The organism is Bacillus sp. NTK034 (assembly GCF_017303275.1).
Taxonomy (GTDB): Bacteria; Bacillota; Bacilli; order Bacillales; family Cytobacillaceae; genus Cytobacillus.
Genome location: NZ_JAFKOJ010000011.1, coordinates 150,813 through 166,420, shown reverse-complemented (window position 1 = coordinate 166,420; position 15,608 = coordinate 150,813). Strand labels below are relative to the sequence as shown.

The window sequence follows — 15,608 nt, the reverse complement described above, 5'->3', positions numbered from 1 at the left end:
TCCTCTCGGGCGCGCCATATTACGGGGAGTAGCTCAGCTTGGTAGAGCACTTGGTTTGGGACCAAGGGGTCGCAGGTTCGAATCCTGTCTTCCCGACCAGAGACACTTCTATTATTACATGGGGCCTTAGCTCAGCTGGGAGAGCGCCTGCTTTGCACGCAGGAGGTCAGCGGTTCGATCCCGCTAGGCTCCACCATAAATATATAATCATTTCGGCGGTGTAGCTCAGCTGGCTAGAGCGTACGGTTCATACCCGTGAGGTCGGGGGTTCGATCCCCTCCGCCGCTACCAATATGATTATTTTTTATTACATCGGAGGAATACCCAAGTCCGGCTGAAGGGATCGGTCTTGAAAACCGACAGGCGGGTCAAACCGCGCAGGGGTTCGAATCCCCTTTCCTCCTCCATATTTCATTTAATAATACTATCGCGGGGTGGAGCACGCCCGAATAAACTTCGAAGGAATTACTTCAGCGCACCGATTGAGCTGCTGCTTGAATAATCTTTCTGAAATCGGGGCGGTACTTCATTGAATAAGCTGCGAGATAAAATGCTAGATGTGAGCATGGAAAAATCACATTAATAATACTATCGCGGGGTGGAGCAGTCCGGTAGCTCGTCGGGCTCATAACCCGAAGGTCGCAGGTTCAAATCCTGCCCCCGCAATCTGGTCCGGTAGTTCAGTTGGTTAGAATGCCTGCCTGTCACGCAGGAGGTCGCGGGTTCGAGTCCCGTCCGGACCGCCATTTTTAAAAAATTAAAAATATATTGCTCAGTAGCTCAGTCGGTAGAGGATTTTAAAAGAAGGCAGCTGCGAAGCTTCAACATCATCGAATAGCATGCTTTTAAAATCTGCAACAAAGAACGCAGGGCTTTGAAGCACATGTATTTAGCTTTAGGGAAAAAAATATTATATGGCTCAGTAGCTCAGTCGGTAGAGCAAAGGACTGAAAATCCTTGTGTCGGCGGTTCGATTCCGTCCTGAGCCACCATTTCCTAAGTCTTTTCAGACTTGGAGGGGTAGCGAAGTGGCTAAACGCGGCGGACTGTAAATCCGCTCCTTCGGGTTCGGCAGTTCGAATCTGCCCCCCTCCACCATTTATATAGGGGTATAGTTTAATGGTAAAACGAAGGTCTCCAAAACCTTTGATGTGGGTTCGATTCCTACTACCCCTGCCAGTAGGATAGTGGCGGTTGTGGCGAAGTGGTTAACGCATCGGATTGTGGCTCCGACACTCGTGGGTTCGATTCCCATCAATCGCCCCATTATTCTTTTGACAGCATTATTTATTATTGGGCTATAGCCAAGCGGTAAGGCACCGGACTTTGACTCCGTCACTCGCAGGTTCGAATCCTGCTAGCCCAGCCATTTTTAAGGCAGCATAGCCAAGTGGTAAGGCAGAGGTCTGCAAAACCTCCATCCCCGGTTCAAATCCGGGTGTTGCCTCCAAACCATATTCATATGCGGGTGTAGTTTAGTGGTAAAACCTCAGCCTTCCAAGCTGATGATGAGGGTTCGATTCCCTTCACCCGCTCCAACATATGGGCCTATAGCTCAGCTGGTTAGAGCGCACGCCTGATAAGCGTGAGGTCGATGGTTCGAGTCCATTTAGGCCCACCATTATACATACCATTTTCAAACTAATTCCAATAGGAATTAGTTTTTTTTGTGTTTGATAACCCCTTTATAGAACCGTTATTGGATCAATTTATATATATTACATTTATATCTTTAAAGCCAGATTTAAGAGGATTGCGTGATTTTCTAAATCAGGTGAGTTTATGTGAACTATTTGTGAATCGTTATGCTTGCCAGTACAGAATTCAATGGAAGAAAGCCTTGATATTACTATGTTTTTGCTAGTATTTCAGCATTTTGCCTGCGAGATATTTAAAATTAGTGTGATTCATTTCACTTTTATGAAAACCCTTCTCAACTATGATGTAGGTAACAAAGCTAAGGAGCTGATGGAAGGTGGAAACGCGAAAAGTGGGCCAAAGCAGTTTAAAGGAACATAACTCTCTAAGGGGTACGTTCTTTTCAGTTACAGTTGTGGGACTTGGGATCTTTGTTACTTATTTAATTGTGTATGGTCTTTACATGGCCAGATTATAGGGGGGATAAAAAATGATGCATCGGTCGGAGAAGATATGGCTGATATTAAGCTTTGGAATGATTATTGGATTCATGCTGATTACGGGCTATCAGACATTCGCCCTGGAGATGGGGCCGCCAAGCTATGGAGAGCGAATTGATCCTCAAAAAGTGGATGAGACAGAGCCGTTTAATAATCCCGGGATTAAGAAGATAGGCGACAATGAGTATGAAGTGGTTATGACCCTTCAGGTATTCAGCTTTACCCCAAATGAAATTGAAGTGCCTGCAGGATCAACGGTTCATTTTACTATGACATCAAAAGATGTCGTGCATGGCTTTCAGGTTGCCGACACGAACTTAAATACAATGGTTGTGCCTGGCTATGTACAAAAGATCACTCAGAAATTTGATAAGCCAGGTGAATATTTGGTTCTTTGCAATGAGTACTGCGGTGCGGGCCATCAGATGATGAGCACCACCATTACGGTGAAATAAAGGGGGGATAGATGGTGGAAACTGTTATTAAGCAAACAGGAAAAACACAAGCTTTTAAGGATAAAGCAAATAAAGTTATGGGAATTAGCCTGGAGGATGCAAAAATAACGAAATCATATTTATCTGTTGCTTTCTTAGCCATCCTGCTGGGGGGAATACTTGGACTTTTGCAAGGGATGAACCGGGCTGGAATGCTGGAATTGCCGGCATGGCTGAACTATTATCAGGTTCTTACAGCTCACGGTCTGCTTCTGGTAGTCGTACTGTCGGCTTTCTTCACAATTGGTTACTTTTATGCTGGATTATCGCATACGCTGGGAGGACTGCTTCCTAAGGTAAGAATGATGGCCTGGATTGGCTTCTGGATGAAGATTTTCGGATTTGTCCTAGCTGTGATTCCGATTTTAATGAATGAAGCATCTGTTATGTATACTTTTTATCCGCCAATGGCTGCTTCACCTATTTTCTATATCGGCTTAGTCTTCATTGTATTGGGTGTATGGATGTGCGCCTTTGGTGCCTTTATTAATGTGGCTAGCTGGCGAAAGAGGAATCCCGGCCAGCATGTCCCTATTCTTTCTTTCTTTGCTACCGGTGTATTTGTTCTCTTATTCTTTGGCAGCATACCTGTAGCCATTGAGGTGTTTACCATTATCCCTTGGGCTTTTGGATGGATGGAGACAATAAATGTCATGGTTGCACGCACGCTGTTCTGGGCGTTCGGCCATACGCTGGTTAACATCTGGTATTTAACCGCGGTCTCTGCCTGGTATGTCATAGTGCCGAAGGTTATTGGCGGCCGAAGATGGAATGACCTTTTAACAAGAATTGTAGTTATTGCACTAGTAATTATGAATATTACCGGCGGTTTCCATCATCAGATTATTGATCCTGGTATTTCTGAACCTGTGAAATACATGCACGTGTTTATGAGTTTGGCGATTGGTTTTCCTTCATTAATGACTGCTTATGCTATGTTTGCGGTATTTGAGCGTACAGCGAGAAAGAAAGGAGGAAGAGGTCTTGTCGGCTGGTATAAGAAACTTCCATGGGGAGATGTTCGGTTTCTCGCGCCATTTATCGCGATGGCTGCTTTTATTCCTGCCGGAGCGGGTGGAATAGTACAAAGCACAAACCAATTGAACCAGGTTGTTCATAACACAATGTGGATTGTCGGTCATTTCCACTTAACACTTGGCATGTCTGTGGTCATGACGTTCTTCGGCATCAGCTACTGGCTCATTCCTTATGTATCAAAAAGAGTGCTTACACCGCAGATCAATAAACTTGGGGTTATACAAACGATCATATGGACGCTCGGTATGATCATCATGTCCGGAGCGATGCATTGGGTGGGTCTGCTGGGTTCTCCAAGAAGAACTTCCTATTCAACATACTTTGACAATGCGACTGCTTTAAGCTGGGATCCTTATCTGTTCTTCCTGGCTATCGGTGGTAGCCTTCTTATGATCGGTGTACTTATGCAGGTATATGCTGTATTCTACCTCATGTTCTTTGCACCAAAAGGAAACACAGAATTCCCTGTTGCGGAAGTGGAAGAGGATGAAGCGCCAACACCTAGATGGACAGAGCGCTGGGGATTATGGATTGTGTGTATGTTTGTCCTTGTCGGCATGGCTTACGTCATTCCATTGGTCGATTTTATAGTCAATGCACCTCCAGGTTCACCTCCATATAAAACCTGGTAAGGGTAGAGTGATAGCTCGGCTGCTGGGCTGTCTCTTTCTTTAAAAGGAAGTGAGGAATCATGTTTCCAAAAAATAGAACGGTGCTTTCAAGCTTGCTGATACTGGTGTTTGGTGTGGTCCTGTTTTACATTGGCACAGATGGGTTTCAGGCTTTCACTGCCGAAACAGCCAGAATTAATCAGTTAATGGATGATAAGCCTCAATTCCCGGATGTAACACTTGAAGATAATAACGGGAGGATCTTTTCTTTCTCAGAATTCGAAGAGAAATATGTGTTTATTACCTTTTTATATACTTCATGCGGTACTGTTTGTCCTGAACTGGAGGTTAATATGTCTGAAGTATATAAACGGACTCCGGAAGAGTACATCGGAAATGATATTCAGTTTCTGAGCATCAGTTTTGATCCGGAGAGGGATGATCCGGAAACATTGGATACTTACCGGAAGGCCTTTGGAAGTGACGGAGAAACCTGGAGAATGGCCAGGATTCCGGATCAGCAGGAACTTAAGTCTTTACTGGACGGATTTGGAGTCGTTGTCATTCCAGATGAATACGGCAATTTTGCACATAACTCGGCTTTTTATCTGGTGAATCCAAAAGGACAGTTAGTAGAAGTTATGGATTACACACTGATTGAAGAGGCGGCTGATCGGGTAACAGAGATTCTGCAAAGTGGAGGGGAAAAATGATGAAGCCATCAGTATATGGATTCCTGCTGCTTCTAACACTGATTCTCCCGCCAGTAGCTAATTTGCTGGAGTCCATTATGATTACCCATATGCATATGCAAATGCCTCTACTGGTGATCTCGGGTTTATTCATGGCGAAATTCTTTCAAAATCGCTTTCAGAAATTCTTTTCAAATTGGAATGAAAATGGAGTCCCTGGTATTTTGCTGTTTTCGATCATTATGGTTTATTGGTCTCTGCCCAGGACAATGGATGAAGCCTTGACGCTTACAAGTATTGAAGCTTTTAAATTTATTTCGCTTCCTTTTTTGGCTGGGGTTCCATTGCGGGACAGCTGGCCAAAGCTAAGTCCATTTTGGAAGCATGCTCTCATTATTTTCTTTACTATCTTATTTTTAGCCCTGGGATGGCTATATATCTGGTCCCCTGTACAGCTTTGCAATAATTATTTGGTCATCGAGCAGATTACGCTGGGATGGGGTTTTATCTCAACCGCGTTTGCAATGGTTATTTACTTGATTTATAGCTATTTCATGGATTTTTCAAAATATGAGTAATAGAATGACTGCTGGCGTCTTGGAAGCAGTTCGTACAATTTCAGCTGGTTTACCTGCTTCAATAAAATAGAATAAAGGCAGAAGATCATAAATATATATGAGAAGGAGTGAGTAATTGGGGAGGGGATGACATGGCGGATCCAATAGTCGTTAGATCGCTGGATGAAATTAAATTTTGGTCCAGGATTATGAAAGAACATGCACTATTTTTAAGTTTAGGGTTTACCTATGAACAAAAACAATTAATCGCCGAAGCACAGCAATTTATCGCTCTATTTGAAAGAATCGAGGAAAAGCTGGCCAGATTTACAATCAACTCAGAACTAAGCCAGGTTCGAGCATTTAATAACGAGGTTTATCAAGCAGCTGCTGCCATCTGGAGCTATAAGAGGAAAGTGCTGGGGCTGACACTAAGATGCGAAATCCGTTCAAATAATTTTCCATTATTGATTGACCATATCAGCAGAGAAGCTGCATACTTTGCAAATCGATTAAAAGACCTAAACTCAGGGATACTCGCACCAAAACCTGAAGCCATTATAGAAGAAAATGTATTCTTTCTCAGGATCATGGCAGATCATGCTAAGTTTATTGGCCATTTACTAGATCCTTCGGAAAGAAAGCTGGTAGAACAGGCAAGAGAGTTTAGTCATGATTTTGACCAATTGGTCTTTCAAGCTGTTGATCTTGACTCTATGCAGCCTGAATCAGAAACGAAACCAATACTTAGCCATTTTTTAAATGAGAATAAGGTATCAGTTGCTTCATTAAGGGACTTTAAGAAAACAGCCAGAGAATTAATAGAGGCGTGCCGGATCAAAAGCAATATTCATCCTCTTCTGGCAGACCATACGTTTAGAGAAGCAGAGAGATTTTTGGAAATTATCGATTTGTTTGAAGCGAGTCTTAAGAGGGCTTAGATTTTCTTGGAGGAAGGGCCGTTTCTTTCAGGTTGTTCAAATTTCTGTTATTCCCTTATGCACATTAAAATGATACAAATCAAGCCAGCCTATTTCAGGGCTGGCTTAAATTTTCACTAGTCCAACTTAATTGCACTTTGCTTATTTATTTAATAATAGACAAAAAGATTGCTCTAGACCCACCCGAATTCCGCTTGGTAATATAAGCAAGGGTAAAGTAGGAGGCTAGGGCATGGAAGAGGAAAAGTATCAAAACCTTAAGTTGGGTGAGCGTGCTGCGTTTATTAGTATTGCAGCTTATATATGTCTTTCTGTACTAAAATTAACAATTGGATATGTGAGTGATTCTGCTGCTTTGAAAGCGGATGGATTGAATAATACAACGGATATTATTGCTTCAATTGCAGTGCTTATAGGTCTTAGGATTTCCCAGCGTCCGCCGGATAAAAATCATGGGTATGGCCATTGGAAAAGTGAAACCATCGCTTCCATGGTAGCGTCCTTTATTATGGCTGCTGTGGGCATTCAAGTTCTGCTGAATGCTGTTTCATCTATGTTTGAAGGAGTTAATGAATCTCCTGATATCTTTGCGGCATATACGGGAGTTTTTTCTGGAGCGGTAATGTACTTTGTGTACCGCTACAACAAAAAATTAGCCATTAAAATTAACAGCAAGGCCGTTATGGCAACGGCTAAGGATAATATCTCAGACGCCTGGGTGAGTATAGGCACAGCCATCGGAATTTTTGGATCACAACTGAACATGCCATGGCTTGATCCGTTAACAGCCATTATTGTCGGGATATTAATATGTAAAACGGCATGGGATATTTTTGTACAAGCCTCCCATGAGCTTTCAGATGGATTTGATGAAAAAAAGATTAATCATTATCAGGATGTCATCAAAAAAGTAGATGGGGTAAAAGGCATAAAAGATATTAAAGGCAGAAGCTATGGAAACAATGAAGTTATCGATGTGGTCATTCTCGTTAATTCCACACTGGATATTAAGGAAGCCCATGATATTGCGACACATGTTGAGAAAGTGATGATGCAGGATTATGGGGTATATGATGTTCATGTCCATGTGGAGCCGAATTAAAAAAGAAATGCGTCTCTTGATGAGGCGCATTTTTTTTCTAGCTGAACATTTTATCCAATTCCCGTAAATGATCATAGGCATTTACGAGGTGTTCAGGAACTATTTTTCTTCCATAATCCCAGGAGTTTTTTTCTATTTCAGACATGAGCTGTTCTTTCTCGTCATCTTCTCCATACATTAGGGTTCTTATATCATGTTTGTTTTTCTTGAAATCCAGATAATAGCCTATTTCATGGTATAGCATCAATTTCAACAGGTTCTCATCGGGTTCTTTAATTTTAAAGTTGATTTTGGCTATGTAGCCGTTCACTTTCAGATAGTTAAACTTAATTGTATTCGTTGAGACGTTGTAGCTCATAGGTGCAGTAAGTGTATTGCTGAACTCGTAATTTATATTGAGGCGGTGTTCGTTTAATGTATGTAAAATAATCTTTTCAATATCCCAGATATATAGCACTTCCCTTATCACAGTCCTTTCACAGTGTTCTTGAATTGATTATACAAGGCTATTGATGCCGGTAACAGTGTTTTCGGGTACATTAGGTCCATTTGGGCACAATCGGTAAAAGTGAGAATTTGAGAATGAGGCAAAAGAAGGAGAGTAAAAGAATGGAAACATCTGAAACTTTTTAACTTTTTCTCCGTACATTTGTATATGGTCTTATTTCTTGAGGGGATGAGAAAGTTGGATAATAGAAAACAAACGGTTGTTTCCATTTCAATGATGAAATTGCAGATTTATTTATTCATTGCAACGATTGTGCTGGTATTTGGGGTGCTCTTTTTACATGCAGTGATTTATGGAGGAGGGGAAATGTCTTTTGATCTTATCGGTATGCTATTATTTTTAGCTGGTATGGTTGTTATAGTTGTTTTGCATGAAGCCATCCATCTGGCAGGTTTTCGCTATATTGGCGGTGTTCCATGGAGCGAAATGTCCTGGGGAGTCAATTTGAAATTGGGTGTGGCTTATGCTCATGCCAAACAGCCAGTGACTGTTCAGCAAATGAAAAAGGTTTTAATGCTGCCATTCATTCCGACTGGCTTGTTGCCCCTTGTTCTTGGAATTGTACTGAATATGCCTGGATTATCGATATTAGGAGCGATATTGACTGCTGGATGTTTTGGAGATCTTGTTTTGTATAAAAAGCTCTTAAAATTTTCAAATGATGCTCTAGTTATTGACCATCCGACTAAACCGCAATTTACAGTTTATGAATAGGCTGCAATTCCATATGTTTAAGAACTTTTATGTTTGTTGTCCCAGCCAATAAATATTTGGGTGAAAAAATAAGCAACCAGGGCCGCCAGTGATGATATGAGGAGGTTTCTCATTGAATCCAGTCCATAAAGCCGGATCCCTATCAATTTGGATGTATTTGTACACAATCTCCAGTTTTCAAAAACAATGGCTGTTTTATGGAAAAATGGAAAAAAGACGCCGAACAGCATGAGAAAATAAATATACTTTTTCATTATCCTATTCCTTTCTTTCTGATCCTAATAGAAGAATATGATGTCCGTCCTGCTATTAGTATTAAATGGACAAGAAAAAAGGACAGTCACGGGGCTGTCCTTTTTCAGTCTATTCTCTTTATGCGTCCATCAATCGCGGAGCTGAATGGCTGTGCTAAATTCTGTATATAGTCCACTAGTGCATCTATATCACTTGGACCGGTCACTCTGTTTGTCCCTTTTCGGAATACTGTAAAATTGTCTCCTCCATCAGCGAGATAAGTATTTACAGCGACCGAATAGTTTTTGCTCGGATCAAGTAATGTTCCGTCAGACAGATATATATCATTTATTTTTTCACCTCTAGGCTTGCTGTCATCCCAAGTATAAGTGAGTCCAGAGATCTGAAGAATTCTTGTTGTATTTGGCTTCCATTGCTGTTTGAGGACATCACGAATTTGGCTGCCTGTCAGGTTCATTTTGACCAGTTGATTGCTGAAGGGAAGGACGACAAATAAGTTTCCCCAAGTAACACGGCCGGCGTCAATGTCTGCCCGGATTCCTCCTGGATTGATGAAAGCCAAATCTGTGTTCATCGCTGTCCGCTGGGAATTGGCAATAAGATTGCCCAGGGCTGATTCACCGCTTCTGTTTTGTTCGGCTGTGATTGAGATTGCGGCAGTGCCGATATATCTGTTCACAGTGGATTCTACTTTTCTTTCATAGCGCTCGATCATCCTGGTTATGTCGCTTGCGGGCTGGATATTCTCTTGAAAAACATTTACAATTTCAGCGTGCTTGCGGACAATATCCTTTGTCTGGGGATCTATTTCTATATCTACATCAGAAAAGGCAGTGCCATATGAGTAGGCCTGTACAAGAAGCTTTCCATCCACCACACTGTTCAGATAGTCATGACTATGGCCTCCGAACATAATATCCACTTCGTCATCCACCTGATGGGCTAACTCTATTAACTGGCCTCTGGCATGCTCCCCATTGAGTTTTGATTTTCCAGGGACATGCGCCAGTACCACAATGGCTCTTACTCCTTGTTTTTTAAGTTCTCGGGCATACTTGTTGATGGCTTCAGCTTCATCGATAAAGATCAGTTCTTTCATACTGTCAGGTGCTGAAAGAGCCGGTGTTTCTTTCATGATGACTCCGATAAATCCAATTGGGATTCCGCTGACGTTTACTATTTTATATGGAGGAAGGAAGGGCTTGCCTGACTTTTGGCTGATTACATTGGACGCAATCCATGGGAATTGGGATCCGGAATAATCTTTTGCTGCTGAAGGGCTGCTGCCACTTAGCAGGCGAAGCAGTTCTTCAGATCCCCGGTCAAATTCATGATTGCCGATAGTGCCAATATCAAACCCCATCTTATTCAAAAATTCAATAGTCGGTTCATCCCGCAGAAGAGCGGATACTGGCGGACTGGCTCCAATCATGTCTCCAGCATGAAGCATAATGGTGTTTTCATTTTCAGAAGCACGCTGCCGCAAATAGGCAGCGAGGTAATCTGCGCGTCCTGCTGGTCTGCCGTTAACCTGCCGAGTGACATTCAGCTGTCCATGGAAATCATTAATGCCCAGCAATTGAATTTGCTTGTATGGTGCTTCTGTACGTTCTTCAACATGGCCGTGATATTCTTCAGAAAGACCCTGCTGATCCCATTGTTCTTTTTCTGCAGGCTGTCCGCCGTATAGAGGCATTCCCAGAAAGCTAAATAATATAAGGGAGAAAAGTATTTTCATAATTCATCCTCCAGTAATTGTGGCAGGGATAGTATTTGCAGATACTAGGGATTTAATCGGGTGATGGGCTATTAGAGATCAGAAAAGTTTGGCCTCCTGCCAAAAGGGTAAGGTCTTAAAGAAACATAATACTGCAAAAGGAGATGACAATACATGAATTATAAGAAGCTATGGCTATCAGTTCCATTGAGTGCAGGATTATTGTTGGCAGGATGCGGAACGGATGAACAGGATCCGCCTCCGGAAACGGAAGATGTGGAATTGGAAGATAATCAGATGGAAGAAAACAATAATGAAGATAGTGAAATGCAGGATCCTGGCACATCAGAAGAATCTGATATGGAGGAGCCCGGCATGAATGAAGAATCACCGCAAAATGAAGAGAGTATGGATCAAAGTGATATGGATATGAATGATGAGGAATCTGACGGGAACTAACCTTCATTAAATTACTTAAAACGGCTGCCGCTGGCAGGCGTTTTTGTTGTTCATTCACAAGTAAAAAGCCTGAATTAAGGAAAACGAGTTTAGGAGCAAAATAAAGACAACATTTTTTATCTGGCAGAATTCTGAAAAAATTCCTTTCCTTTGTTACCGCAATTCTGTATACTAAAATTGAATTTAATAGCAATAACTAGGGGTGCCCAATAGCTTGGGCTGAGAAAGAAACGCGCTAAGGTTTCTTGACTCTTTGGACCTGATCTGGATCATACCAGCGTGGGGAAGTTAGAATGTGCAAAAGTTTCTTTGTGCAAAGACATCTGCGGTTAAGCCGGTCCATCTTTATGTGGACCGGCTTTTTTACATATATGGCACTTCCTTGGTTCCAGGTCTCGTCCTTACATTTTTAATAAGGGAGAGATGATTAATGACTGCAAGTTCTTTAAATCATGAGAGTATTTCTATTATGTCAAGCTTTACTGGCAGCAAAAAAGTATATGTGAAGGGTTCCAGGGCTGATATAAAGGTTCCGGTGCGAGAGATAGAATTAAGCCCCACTGCCGGAACGTTTGGTGAAGAGGTCAATGAGCCGGTTCGTGTATATGATACGAGCGGACCATATACGGATCCTCAATATACGGCAGATCTAAAGAAAGGGCTTCCCGCTCTGAGAAGCCGGTGGATTCGGGAACGAGCGGATGTAGAAGAATATGATGGGCGGAAAGTAAAGCCCGAGGACAATGGCTACCTCAATGAAGGTGATCCGCGTGCCAATCATAAAGTCTTTCCTGGCTTAAACCGCAAGCCATTGATAGCGAAAAAAGGGAAGAATGTCACCCAGCTTCACTATGCCAAAAAGGGGATCATTACCCCGGAGATGGAGTTTATAGCTATTCGGGAAAATATGGAACCGGAATTTGTGCGGTCTGAAGTAGCAAGAGGGCGGGCGATAATTCCTTCCAATATCAATCATCCTGAGACAGAGCCAATGATTATCGGAAGAAATTTTCATGTAAAAATTAATGCGAATATTGGAAACTCGGCTGTTTCATCCTCAATTGAAGAAGAGGTAGAGAAAATGACCTGGGCTACCCGATGGGGAGCGGATACAATTATGGATCTGTCTACAGGCAAAAATATTCATACTACACGCGAATGGATTATCAGAAACTCTGCCGTTCCGGTCGGTACTGTTCCCATTTATCAGGCCCTTGAAAAGGTTAATGGCATTGCCGAGGATCTTACGTGGGAAGTATACAGGGATACCCTAATCGAACAAGCAGAGCAGGGGGTTGACTATTTTACCATTCATGCAGGTGTCCTTTTGAGGTATGTGCCGCTGTCGGCAAAACGCTTGACCGGAATTGTGTCGAGAGGCGGATCCATTATGGCTCAATGGTGCCTGCATCATCATAAAGAGAACTTTTTATATACGCACTTTGAAGAAATTTGCGAGATCATGAAAGCTTATGATGTGGCCTTCTCCCTGGGGGATGGACTGAGGCCGGGATCGATTGCAGATGCAAATGACGAGGCTCAATTTGCAGAGCTCGAAACACTTGGAGAGCTGACGAAAATTGCCTGGGAACATGATGTCCAGGTAATGGTCGAGGGACCTGGCCATGTTCCAATGCATTTAATCAAAGAGAATATGGATAAACAATTGGAAATCTGTAAAGAAGCACCATTCTACACACTCGGACCCCTTACGACTGATATAGCTCCGGGCTATGACCATATTACCTCTGCAATCGGGGCTGCCATGATAGGCTGGTATGGTACGGCAATGCTTTGCTATGTTACACCTAAAGAACATTTGGGTTTGCCAAATAGAAACGATGTGCGCGAGGGTGTCATCACGTATAAAATTGCCGCTCATGCTGCAGATCTGGCAAAGGGACATCCTGGAGCGCAAAAAAGGGATGATGCCCTGTCAAAAGCCCGTTTTGAATTTCGCTGGAGAGATCAATTTAATCTTTCTTTGGATCCTGAGCGTGCTTTGGAATTTCATGATGAAACACTGCCGGCTGAAGGTGCAAAAACAGCTCATTTTTGTTCCATGTGCGGGCCAAAGTTTTGCAGTATGAGAATTTCTCAGGATATCCGGAATTATGCAAAAGAACATCAGCTTGAAACAAATGAAGCGATAAAGAAGGGACTGGAAGAAAAAGCTGAGGAATTTAATAAGGCCGGGGGAAATATATATCAGTAGTCTTTTTATAGTTTAATAGAAATTAAATCCGCTGGGGGTGCCTGTTTGCAGGCTGAGATTAAAGCAAAAGCTTTAAGACCCTTGGAACCTGATCTGGCATGCCAGCGTAGGGAAGTGGAGTATCGGGTCTGAATTCCAAGGCCCCATACCGCCGCTTTCTATTTAGAAGGTGGTTTTTTATTTGCACAAAATCTAAAAATAGCACGGGAGCATCCGCAATGAAAAAACAGCTGCATGTTATATCAGATGGAAAGCTTTCTCTAGAGGCCTTTGCTGAAATAGCAGGTGAAGTGGAACCCTTTGCAGATAAGTTCCACTTGAGGGAAAAACATCGAACCGCAAGGGAGCTATATGAAGGAATTGAGCTGCTTTGTAATGAGGGAGTCCCCATTCATAAAATTGTTATAAATGATCGGGTGGATGTTGCATGGACATGTAAGGCAGGTGTACATCTTGCTTTTCACAGCCTTCCAGTCCATGTTGTCAAAATGCATTTTCCAGATATGCCCATCGGATGTTCCGTACATTCTCTTGAAGAAGCAGAAGAGGCTGCAAAACAGGGAGCTGGTTATATCCTGTTTGGACACATATTTGAAACCGATTCTAAGAAGGGAGCTCCGCCAAGGGGCACTGGGTCACTGGAGGCTCTCAAAAAGGCAGTAGAAATTCCGGTATTGGCAATTGGAGGCATTAAACCAGAAAAAGTCCCAGAGGTTTTGGAGGCGGGGGCAGATGGCATTGCTGTAATGTCAGGGATTTTGCAGGCAAAGGACCCTGCAGAGGCAGCAAAGCTCTTTTTAAATAAGTTAGATGAGGAGGGGAAATGATGAGGAAAATATTTGACGCCGTTATAGTTGGCGGCGGCATTAACGGTAGCTCCATTGCTTTTCAACTGGCTAAAAGAGGGTATAAAGTGGCCGTTTTGGATAAGGGAAAAATAGCCGGCAAGGCTTCCGGAGCGGCAGCTGGAATTTTAGGAGCCCAAACGGAACTGACAGAAGACGGCCCGCTATTCCAGCTGGCATGCAAAAGCCGCTCCATGTATCAGAGCCTGATTCCTGAACTGGAAGATTTATCTCAAGTGCATATTGGCTATCAAAATAAGGGTGTATATAAAGTGGCGGCTAATAAAGAAGAGGAGCTGGCATTAAAAAGCTTGATAGAAAGCCAGCAAAAAGCGGGTGAGCAGGCCGAATGGTTTTCGATCGATGACCTGATCAAACGTGAACCATTCGTATCAAATAAATTGAGGGGGGCCATGTATATACCGAATGACGGACAAGTACAGGCATATGAATTGTCCCTTGCCTTTGCAAAAGCTTCAATAGCCCTCGGCGCAGAAATATATGAGTATACACATGTATCAGATTTTATTTTAAAAGATAAAAAGGTTAATGGAGTCAGAACCAGCCTGGGAGAACTTCTGGCAGATTCCGTTATTGTTGCTTCCGGGGTCTGGAGCAGGGAGCTTCTTGAAAGAACGGGACTTTCGCTGCCCATTATTCCGGTTAAAGGCGAGTGCTTCTCGGTCAAGGTTGAAAAACCGCTTGTACAGGGGACGATCTTTTCACATGGATGCTATATCGTTCCAAAGCAATCCGGGAGGCTGGTAGTTGGAGCGACGGTTAAGGTAAATTCATTTGATGAGAAGGTGACCTTTGAGGGAATATCCTTGCTGATGGAAAAGGCTCAAAACCTGGTTCCGGACATCGCGAATGCGGAATGGGAAGGCGCCTGGACAGGAATTCGTCCGCAATCGGCTGATGGGCAGCCTTTTTTGGGACAACATCCAGCATGTGAAGGGTTATACATTGCAGCTGGGCATTTTCGGAATGGGATCCTCCTTGCCCCGGCAACAGGAGAACTGATGGCAGACATCATGGAAGGCAAAACGGAGCAGCCTAATCCATTTGAGCTGTCCCGCCTTGAATGTTTAGTCCATTCGTCAAAAGGGGTGCTTTTATGAATATTGTCATTAACGGAGATGCTATTGTGCTGCCGGAAACAGTTAATTCTGTTTCACGCCTGCTCGAGCACTTTCATTTGGAGCAAAAGGTAGTCATTGTCGAGCTAAACCAGAACATTTTGGATAATTCCACACATGCTGAAACCATACTGACAGACGGGGATCGAATCGAAATTGTACACTTTGTAGGAGGCGGATGAT

General features: G+C 42.9%; 15 protein-coding genes, 14 tRNA genes and 2 riboswitches. Of the genes, 27 read left to right on the top strand and 2 right to left on the bottom strand.

The genetic code is table 11. From position 1 onward, the window contains the following. Nucleotides 1–22: 22 nt before the first annotated feature. From JI665_RS24765 to JI665_RS24665, 21 genes are all read left to right on the top strand, one after another. Nucleotides 23–99: transfer RNA gene (locus JI665_RS24765), tRNA-Pro, on the top strand. A 21-nt stretch (nucleotides 100–120) separates the two neighbouring features. Then, nucleotides 121–196: transfer RNA gene (locus JI665_RS24760), tRNA-Ala, on the top strand. A gap of 18 nt (nucleotides 197–214) precedes the next feature. Then, nucleotides 215–291: transfer RNA gene (locus JI665_RS24755), tRNA-Met, on the top strand. A gap of 23 nt (nucleotides 292–314) precedes the next feature. Continuing rightward, a tRNA-Ser gene (locus JI665_RS24750) sits at nucleotides 315–407 on the top strand. A gap of 185 nt (nucleotides 408–592) precedes the next feature. Beyond that, nucleotides 593–666: transfer RNA gene (locus JI665_RS24745), tRNA-Met, on the top strand. A 3-nt stretch (nucleotides 667–669) separates the two neighbouring features. Continuing rightward, nucleotides 670–746, top strand: a tRNA-Asp gene (locus JI665_RS24740). Nucleotides 747–916: 170 nt separating this feature from the next. Next, nucleotides 917–992, top strand: a tRNA-Phe gene (locus tag JI665_RS24735). A gap of 22 nt (nucleotides 993–1,014) precedes the next feature. Beyond that, nucleotides 1,015–1,098, top strand: a tRNA-Tyr gene (locus tag JI665_RS24730). A gap of 7 nt (nucleotides 1,099–1,105) precedes the next feature. Continuing rightward, nucleotides 1,106–1,179 (top strand) — tRNA-Trp (locus JI665_RS24725). An 11-nt stretch (nucleotides 1,180–1,190) separates the two neighbouring features. Continuing rightward, nucleotides 1,191–1,266 (top strand) — tRNA-His (locus JI665_RS24720). Nucleotides 1,267–1,294: 28 nt separating this feature from the next. Then, nucleotides 1,295–1,369: transfer RNA gene (locus tag JI665_RS24715), tRNA-Gln, on the top strand. 7 nt (nucleotides 1,370–1,376) lie between these two features. Further along, nucleotides 1,377–1,450: transfer RNA gene (locus JI665_RS24710), tRNA-Cys, on the top strand. Nucleotides 1,451–1,464: 14 nt separating this feature from the next. Continuing rightward, nucleotides 1,465–1,538 (top strand) — tRNA-Gly (locus tag JI665_RS24705). A 6-nt stretch (nucleotides 1,539–1,544) separates the two neighbouring features. Beyond that, a tRNA-Ile gene (locus JI665_RS24700) sits at nucleotides 1,545–1,621 on the top strand. A 354-nt stretch (nucleotides 1,622–1,975) separates the two neighbouring features. Beyond that, nucleotides 1,976–2,116, top strand: coding sequence for a cytochrome c oxidase subunit 2A (locus JI665_RS24695; RefSeq protein WP_206845226.1), 141 nt, complete (start codon nucleotides 1,976–1,978; stop codon nucleotides 2,114–2,116). Between the two features lie 12 nt (nucleotides 2,117–2,128). After that, on the top strand, nucleotides 2,129–2,593 hold the full coding sequence (locus JI665_RS24690) for a cytochrome c oxidase subunit II (protein WP_206845224.1): 465 nt from the start codon (nucleotides 2,129–2,131) through the stop codon (nucleotides 2,591–2,593). Nucleotides 2,594–2,604: 11 nt separating this feature from the next. Beyond that, nucleotides 2,605–4,302, top strand: a complete 1,698-nt coding sequence (locus JI665_RS24685; protein WP_206845221.1) for a cbb3-type cytochrome c oxidase subunit I — start codon at nucleotides 2,605–2,607, stop codon at nucleotides 4,300–4,302. Between the two features lie 59 nt (nucleotides 4,303–4,361). Beyond that, nucleotides 4,362–4,994 carry an SCO family protein gene (locus JI665_RS24680; protein ID WP_206845219.1) on the top strand — a complete coding sequence of 211 codons (633 nt, stop codon included), beginning with the start codon at nucleotides 4,362–4,364 and terminating at the stop codon, nucleotides 4,992–4,994. Beyond that, nucleotides 4,991–5,551: a hypothetical protein gene (locus JI665_RS24675; protein ID WP_206845216.1), complete on the top strand. Its 561-nt coding sequence runs from the start codon at nucleotides 4,991–4,993 to the stop codon at nucleotides 5,549–5,551. The genes JI665_RS24680 and JI665_RS24675 overlap by 4 nt, the downstream gene beginning before the upstream one ends. Before the next feature lie 131 nt (nucleotides 5,552–5,682). Beyond that, a complete protein-coding gene (locus JI665_RS24670; protein WP_206845213.1) occupies nucleotides 5,683–6,471 on the top strand; it encodes a DUF2935 domain-containing protein in 789 nt (262 codons plus the stop codon). 232 nt (nucleotides 6,472–6,703) lie between these two features. Further along, nucleotides 6,704–7,573 carry a cation diffusion facilitator family transporter gene (locus JI665_RS24665; RefSeq protein ID WP_206845212.1) on the top strand — a complete coding sequence of 290 codons (870 nt, stop codon included), beginning with the start codon at nucleotides 6,704–6,706 and terminating at the stop codon, nucleotides 7,571–7,573. 37 nt (nucleotides 7,574–7,610) lie between these two features. Here JI665_RS24665 and JI665_RS24660 read toward each other — a convergent pair whose 3' ends face one another. Continuing rightward, nucleotides 7,611–8,030 (bottom strand): hypothetical protein, encoded by a 420-nt coding sequence (locus JI665_RS24660; RefSeq protein ID WP_206845209.1) that lies wholly within the window; start codon nucleotides 8,028–8,030, stop codon nucleotides 7,611–7,613. A 228-nt stretch (nucleotides 8,031–8,258) separates the two neighbouring features. Here JI665_RS24660 and JI665_RS24655 point away from each other — a divergent pair, with 228 nt between their 5' ends. Then, nucleotides 8,259–8,795, top strand: coding sequence for a DUF3267 domain-containing protein (locus JI665_RS24655; RefSeq protein ID WP_206845207.1), 537 nt, complete (start codon nucleotides 8,259–8,261; stop codon nucleotides 8,793–8,795). Between the two features lie 358 nt (nucleotides 8,796–9,153). Here JI665_RS24655 and JI665_RS24650 read toward each other — a convergent pair whose 3' ends face one another. After that, on the bottom strand, nucleotides 9,154–10,788 hold the full coding sequence (locus JI665_RS24650; RefSeq protein ID WP_206845205.1) for a bifunctional metallophosphatase/5'-nucleotidase: 1,635 nt from the start codon (nucleotides 10,786–10,788) through the stop codon (nucleotides 9,154–9,156). A 153-nt stretch (nucleotides 10,789–10,941) separates the two neighbouring features. Here JI665_RS24650 and JI665_RS24645 point away from each other — a divergent pair, with 153 nt between their 5' ends. The 5 genes from JI665_RS24645 (at nucleotide 10,942) to thiS (ending at nucleotide 15,607) form a co-directional block, all read left to right on the top strand. Continuing rightward, nucleotides 10,942–11,226 carry a hypothetical protein gene (locus JI665_RS24645; RefSeq protein ID WP_206845203.1) on the top strand — a complete coding sequence of 95 codons (285 nt, stop codon included), beginning with the start codon at nucleotides 10,942–10,944 and terminating at the stop codon, nucleotides 11,224–11,226. A 188-nt stretch (nucleotides 11,227–11,414) separates the two neighbouring features. Then, a riboswitch (TPP riboswitch) is annotated at nucleotides 11,415–11,529 on the top strand. A gap of 127 nt (nucleotides 11,530–11,656) precedes the next feature. Next, nucleotides 11,657–13,441: a phosphomethylpyrimidine synthase ThiC gene (gene thiC / locus JI665_RS24640; protein ID WP_206845202.1), complete on the top strand. Its 1,785-nt coding sequence runs from the start codon at nucleotides 11,657–11,659 to the stop codon at nucleotides 13,439–13,441. Between the two features lie 23 nt (nucleotides 13,442–13,464). Beyond that, nucleotides 13,465–13,571: riboswitch (TPP riboswitch) on the top strand. Between the two features lie 88 nt (nucleotides 13,572–13,659). Further along, nucleotides 13,660–14,268: a thiamine phosphate synthase gene (locus JI665_RS24635; protein WP_206845201.1), complete on the top strand. Its 609-nt coding sequence runs from the start codon at nucleotides 13,660–13,662 to the stop codon at nucleotides 14,266–14,268. Beyond that, nucleotides 14,268–15,407: a glycine oxidase ThiO gene (gene thiO, locus JI665_RS24630; RefSeq protein WP_206845243.1), complete on the top strand. Its 1,140-nt coding sequence runs from the start codon at nucleotides 14,268–14,270 to the stop codon at nucleotides 15,405–15,407. The genes JI665_RS24635 and thiO overlap by 1 nt, the downstream gene beginning before the upstream one ends. Continuing rightward, a complete protein-coding gene (thiS, locus tag JI665_RS24625; protein ID WP_206845199.1) occupies nucleotides 15,404–15,607 on the top strand; it encodes a sulfur carrier protein ThiS in 204 nt (67 codons plus the stop codon). Before thiO ends, thiS begins: the two co-directional genes overlap by 4 nt. Nucleotide 15,608: the final 1 nt, after the last annotated feature.

What these genes read in the sequence shown, in the direction of transcription:
- JI665_RS24690 (WP_206845224.1), top strand. Translation starts at nt 2,129, where the DNA reads ATGATGCATCGGTCGGAGAAGATATGGCTGATATTAAGCTTTGGAATG.
- JI665_RS24685 (WP_206845221.1), top strand. Translation starts at nt 2,605, where the DNA reads ATGGTGGAAACTGTTATTAAGCAAACAGGAAAAACACAAGCTTTTAAG.
- JI665_RS24680 (WP_206845219.1), top strand. Translation starts at nt 4,362, where the DNA reads ATGTTTCCAAAAAATAGAACGGTGCTTTCAAGCTTGCTGATACTGGTG.
- JI665_RS24675 (WP_206845216.1), top strand. Translation starts at nt 4,991, where the DNA reads ATGATGAAGCCATCAGTATATGGATTCCTGCTGCTTCTAACACTGATT.
- JI665_RS24670 (WP_206845213.1), top strand. Translation starts at nt 5,683, where the DNA reads ATGGCGGATCCAATAGTCGTTAGATCGCTGGATGAAATTAAATTTTGG.
- JI665_RS24665 (WP_206845212.1), top strand. Translation starts at nt 6,704, where the DNA reads ATGGAAGAGGAAAAGTATCAAAACCTTAAGTTGGGTGAGCGTGCTGCG.
- JI665_RS24650 (WP_206845205.1), bottom strand. Translation starts at nt 10,788, where the DNA reads ATGAAAATACTTTTCTCCCTTATATTATTTAGCTTTCTGGGAATGCCT.
- JI665_RS24645 (WP_206845203.1), top strand. Translation starts at nt 10,942, where the DNA reads ATGAATTATAAGAAGCTATGGCTATCAGTTCCATTGAGTGCAGGATTA.
- thiC (WP_206845202.1), top strand. Translation starts at nt 11,657, where the DNA reads ATGACTGCAAGTTCTTTAAATCATGAGAGTATTTCTATTATGTCAAGC.
- JI665_RS24635 (WP_206845201.1), top strand. Translation starts at nt 13,660, where the DNA reads ATGAAAAAACAGCTGCATGTTATATCAGATGGAAAGCTTTCTCTAGAG.
- thiO (WP_206845243.1), top strand. Translation starts at nt 14,268, where the DNA reads ATGAGGAAAATATTTGACGCCGTTATAGTTGGCGGCGGCATTAACGGT.
- thiS (WP_206845199.1), top strand. Translation starts at nt 15,404, where the DNA reads ATGAATATTGTCATTAACGGAGATGCTATTGTGCTGCCGGAAACAGTT.